Raw genomic sequence first — 5,272 nt, forward strand, 5'->3', positions numbered from 1 at the left:
CTTCGCGGGCCGCCAGCGCTTGCAGAAGCGGCAGCCGCGGATCGTCCGCGACGAACCGCTTGATAGCGGCGTAGTTGAGCTGGAGGCCGATATTGTCGGGTTCGAGCGCGAGTGCGGCCTCATAGGCGCGGCCCGCTTCGTCGAGCCGGCCCTCGATGGTCAGCGTGGTGGCGAGATGATTCAACGTTGCCGCGTTGGCCGATGCGACCGCAAGCGCGGATCGATAGCTGGCGATCGCATCGTCGAAGCACTTGATCGCGCGCAGCGCATCGCCGCGATTGCGGAGGGCCGCTGCATAATGCGGGTCGGCCCGGACCGCCTCATCATAATGGCTGATCGCTTCCGCATAGCGTCCGCCCTTCTGGAGCGCATTGGCGAGATTGTTATGCGCCTGCGGGAAGTCTGGACGGCCGGCCAGGGCCTGCTCGTAATGCGACACCGCGGCGGCCCAATTGTTCGTCTCCAGATAGATGTTGCCGAGATTGTAGTGCGCCTCGGGGAGACGAGGGTCGTGCGCAAGCGCCCGCTGGAAGGCCTGGATGGCAGGTTCGAACTGCGCGACCGCCTGATGGCAGCCGCCGATATTGAGGAGCACGCCCGATGTTTCCGGGTGGATCGCAAGTGCTTGTGTGTAATGAACGATCGCGTCGCGGTGACGGCCGAGCCGTCGGCAGCCATCACCGAGGCTCGCGAACGCGTGGCCGAGCATGGGGGGCGCGTCGGCTGCGTCCGCGGCGTCGGCAGCCTGGCGGAGCAGCATCTCGGCCTCACCGATGTCGCCAAGCTGCAGCCGGATCATGGCGAGCCCGCATAGCGTTCGGAAATGACGCGGCTGCGCGGTCAGCACGCGCCGATAGGCCTGCTCCGCTGCGCTGAGCGTCGCGGCGTCGGCGGGCGGCATAGGCTGGCCAGGAGGGGTGGTCGACGCTGAAACCAGACGTGGACGGACGGCGATGGCAGGCTCGTTCATGATTGTCTTTGCTGCGATACAGTCGCTCATCAGGAGGCCGGCGCAACATGCTGCGCCGGCCCAATGTCGTCGATCCGCCGCTAGGTCTCAGCCCCACATGTGCGTCATCGCGTGGTGATGCGACATGTCGAACTGCTGAGCAGCCTCCGCAATAGAAGCGGCTGCTTGGCCGTGATGATCGTGATGGCCTTGGTCGTGTTCGCCGCAGCCGCCGCAGTGGCCGTTATTGGCCGTTGTGGTGCCGCCGGAGCTTGTGCCCGTCGTGGTGCCGCCCGTCGTCGTGCTGCCTCCGGACGTAGTGCCACCACTTGCCGTCGTGGTGCCACCGGTGCTGTGGTCGCCGCCGGAGCCCGTTCCGCCGGCGGTCGTCGTGCCGCCGCCCGGGGTGGTCGTTCCGCCCGTCGTTGTGCTGCTCGTCGCCGTGCCGCCGGTGCCCTCGGCAACATTCGGAGTTGCCGTCACCGGAATGCTGCCATGGGCCGTACCATTGATCGAGGTCGCGGTCGCCACCGTGGTCGCAGTGCCGACATAGGTCCCACCATTGACCGGGACGTTATTGCCGGAGACGTCCATCGCGTCGGCCGCAAAGCCCTGGCCGGCAGCGTTGATCATCGCCTGGTCGGCGGCGAGCGCTGCGCCAGTATCGCCATTGAGAATGCCTTGCAGGCCCTGGACCGCGGCGTTGGCGTCGGCCTCCAGCGTGCCGTGCAGCAGCTCGTTGTCGAAGCGGCCCTGGAACACTGCGCCTTGGGCTCCGTCGAAAGTGGCGCCGAAGTGCTGATAGTTCTGGATCTGCGTGATCAAGGTTTGGCTTGCCTGCTCGGTGCCGGTCGAGATCTTCGCCAGATGTGCATTGATCGTGTTGGCCTCGGAGAGGAACGCCGCCCAGAAATTGGTCTGCGCCTGGTTGTCCTGGAATTTGGTAACGGTGCCGGTGAGCCCGCCGGGATCCTCGGCGAAGCCGCCGGCGTGGCCGGCATTGCCGTTGCCGCCGGCCGCGGTGTTGAGGTTCGCATCACCCTGGATGATATCGATGATGTCGAGCAGATTGTCCGAGGTGCCGCGCAGTGCGGCCTGATTGCCGGTGGTCTCCGCGGCGTTGTACTTGTCGAGCTGAAGGCCGATCTGGCCGAGCGCTGTCTGCAGGTGGATCGTGGTCAGCGCTGCAGCGTTGGCGGTTTCACCGGCCTCGATCTGGGCGAGCTGGGTCTTGTTGTTGAGGATGGCTGTGAGGCCACTCTGAACCGCGGTGAGATCGGTCGTGATCTCCTGCAGGTCGCCCGCATGGATGCCGCCCGAGGCCAGCTCCATGACCTTGTTGAACACCGTGCCGACATCATGCAGGCTGTGGCCGGCCGTCGCCGCAGCCAGGGATGCCGGATCGTCCGCACCCGCCGGCGAGGCCTGGAAGCCGACGTCGGTGGCGCCGGTCTTGGCCAGGTAGGTGACGTTGTTGAGGGCAGTCGAGAGATGCGCGTCGTTGTGGATCTCCTGCAGGATCTCCTGCTGGACTGAATGAATGGTCTGGTCCGCTGCCGCCAGTGTCGCGGCATTGGTGACCTGTCCGGCCGCATTGAGCAGCGTGCCCAACTGCGCTTCGATGTTGGTGAGCACGGCGGTATCGGTCGTGTTCAGCGCGAAGGTCTGGCCACCGAGGGTGACGTGGGCGGGATCGGCTAGCATCGCCGCGATATCGGTCTGCACGGCGGTGATGTCGCCCTGATAGCTGGTGAGGAAGGGGGTCGAGTTGCCGCTCCCCGCCAGGCTGAACAGGCCGCTCGACGCTCGGACCGCGTCATTGAACACGACACCAGCCTGCATCAGGTCGGTCGAGTGTTGCAGCGCGGACGCGCGCGTCAGCAGGTTCGACGTCCCGTTGGCAAGCGCGGTATGGCTGAAATTGATCGGCGTCGTCGTGCCGCCGCCGGTGCTGCCACCACCGCCGGTGCCACCACCGCCGCCGCCTGTGGGAGGAGTCGTCGCGGTGCCGCCGGTGCCCTCCGCGATATTCGGGTTGGCGGTGACGGGAATGCTGCCATGGGCCAGGCCATGGACGGACGTCGCGCTGGAGACCGTCGTCGCGGTGCCGACATAGGTCGCACCGCCGATGGCGATATTGTTGCCGGAGACGTCCATCGCGTCGGCCGCAAAGCCCTGGCCTGCGGCTGCGATCGCGGCGTTGTCGGCGGCGAGCGCCGCGCCGGTGTCGCCGTTGAGAATGCCCTGCAGCCCGTGCACGGCGGCATTAGTGTCGGCCTCCAGCGTGCCGTTGTTCAGCTCGTTATCGAAGCGGCCCTGGAACACCGCGCCCTGAGCGGCGTCGAAATTGGCGCCGAACTGCTGGTAGTTCTGGATCTGCGTGATCAAGGTCTGGCTGGCCTGTTCGGCGCCGGTCGAGATCTTGGTCAGATGCGCATTGATGGTGTTCGCCTCGGCCAGGAAAGCCGCCCAGAAGTTGGTCTGCGCCTGGTTGTCCTGGAACTTGGTGACAGTGCCGGTGAGCCCGCCCGGATCCTCGGCGAAGCCGCCGGCATGACCTGCATTGCCGTTGCCGCCGGCCGCCGTATTGAGGTTGGCATCACCCTGGACGATATCGATAATGTCGAGCAGATTGTCGGCAGTACCGCGCAGGGCGGCCTGATTGCCCGTCGTCTCCGCATTCACGTATTTGGTCAGCTCGAGATTGATCTGGCCGAGCGCGGTCTGCAGATGGATCGTGGTCAGCGCAGCAGCATTGGCGGTTTCACCGGCCTCGATCTGGGCGAGCTGGGTCTTATTGTTGAGGATGGCGGTGAGGCCGCTCTGAACCGCGGTGAGATCGGTCGTGATCTCCTGCACATTGTGGGCATTGATGTCGCCCGAGGCCAGATCGACGACCTTGTTGAACACCGTGCCGACGTCCTTGAGGCTGTTGCCCGCCGTCGCTGCCGCCAGAGACGTCGGATCGTCCGCGCCCGCCGGCGAGTTCTGGAACCCAACGTCATTGGCCCCCGTGTTGGCCAGGAACGGCACGTTGTTCAGGGCGCCGGACAGGTGTGCGTCACCACTGATTTCCTGCAGGATCTCGCTCTGAACCGCATGAAGGGTCTGGCTCGCTGCCGACATCGTCGCGGCATTGGTGAGCTGTCCGGCGGCGGTGATCAGCGTGCCCAGATGCGATTCTACGTTGGTGAGCACGGCGGTGTCGGTGGCATTCAGCGCGAAGGTCTGGCCACCGAGGGTGACATGGGCGGGATCGGCCAGCATCGCTGCGATGTCGTTCTGCACCGCGTGGATGTCAGTCGTGTAGCTGCTGAGGAAGGGATTGGAATTGCCGCTGCCCGCCAGACTGAACAGGCCGAGCGAGGCGCGAACCGCGTCGTTGAAGACGACACCGGCCTGCACCAGATCGGTCGACTGGTTGAGCGCATCCGCGCGCACCAGCAGGTTCGATGTGCCGTTCGCGAGCGCGGTCGGATTGAAGGTGTTCGTTGCCATTGATCGTCTCTCCCCAAATTCATCCCGTGCGCACATCGCAGATACGGGGATGCGTAGAATGACAAGGCCCGTTCAAGCCGGTGCGTGCCGATAGTCAGGAACGGCGGTTGTGCAAGGACGGCTGCAATTGATTGCTCAAAAGGGGCTGAATAGCGCACAGCGCCGCTCGCAAGTTTGTTGTTGTTCGGGCATTTGAATCGTTCGCGTCCGCGTCACGCCACACGCGAAGTCATTGATTTCATTTCGGAGAGCGATCCGCGGCCATCTTTCGCAAGGCCGTCGGCACCTTGTGGCCAATAAGTCGCCCGCTTTTCGCGGCGCGTCACAGACTGCGTGCGACGACAAGCCGCGGAGAATGGTGCGTTTGAGGGCGGTGCCCTCTTCAATATTGCCTTCTTCGGTGTTGCCTTGGAGCAGGCAACACAAGCGGCCGCTCAGCGTGACAGCTGACTGCGGGGCGGGACGAGCCGACGGGAAGATCATTGTACTGATGCCGCATCGATCCCGATGCGGCGCAAGCGCACGGCGCGTGAGCTCATTCCTCGACGAAGGCGCGCCGGAGCTGCTCGGTGAGCGGCTTCATCAGATAGCTCAGCATCGTGCGCTTGCCGGTCTGCACGAACACTTCCGCCTGCATGCCCGGCATGAGCTGTGAGCTGCCGAGCCGATGCCGCTGGTCTTCGGACAGCACGATCCGCACCGTGTAGAAGGTCGCGTTCGATTTCGGATCCGCCGTGGTGTCGGGCGACACGAACGAGACCTGTCCGCTGAGTTGCGGGGTGGTGCGCTGATTGAAGGCCGAGAAGCGAACGAAGGCGGCCTGAC

2 protein-coding genes and 1 pseudogene are annotated in these 5,272 nt (G+C 64.9%); all 3 read right to left on the bottom strand.

From position 1 onward, the window contains the following. The coding region (locus WA702_RS30640; RefSeq protein ID WP_425114279.1) for a tetratricopeptide repeat protein at positions 1-970 on the bottom strand (970 nt) is incomplete at its 3' end. Positions 971-1,057: 87 nt separating this feature from the next. After that, the gene (locus WA702_RS30645) at positions 1,058-4,447 is read right to left on the bottom strand and encodes a beta strand repeat-containing protein (protein ID WP_425114280.1); all 3,390 of its coding nucleotides are present in this window, start codon (positions 4,445-4,447) and stop codon (positions 1,058-1,060) included. A 535-nt stretch (positions 4,448-4,982) separates the two neighbouring features. Beyond that, a pseudogene (locus WA702_RS30650) lies at positions 4,983-5,272 on the bottom strand (HlyD family type I secretion periplasmic adaptor subunit); the annotation flags it as partial.

Source organism: Bradyrhizobium sp., from assembly GCF_049798375.1.
Classification (GTDB): domain Bacteria; phylum Pseudomonadota; class Alphaproteobacteria; order Rhizobiales; family Xanthobacteraceae; genus Bradyrhizobium.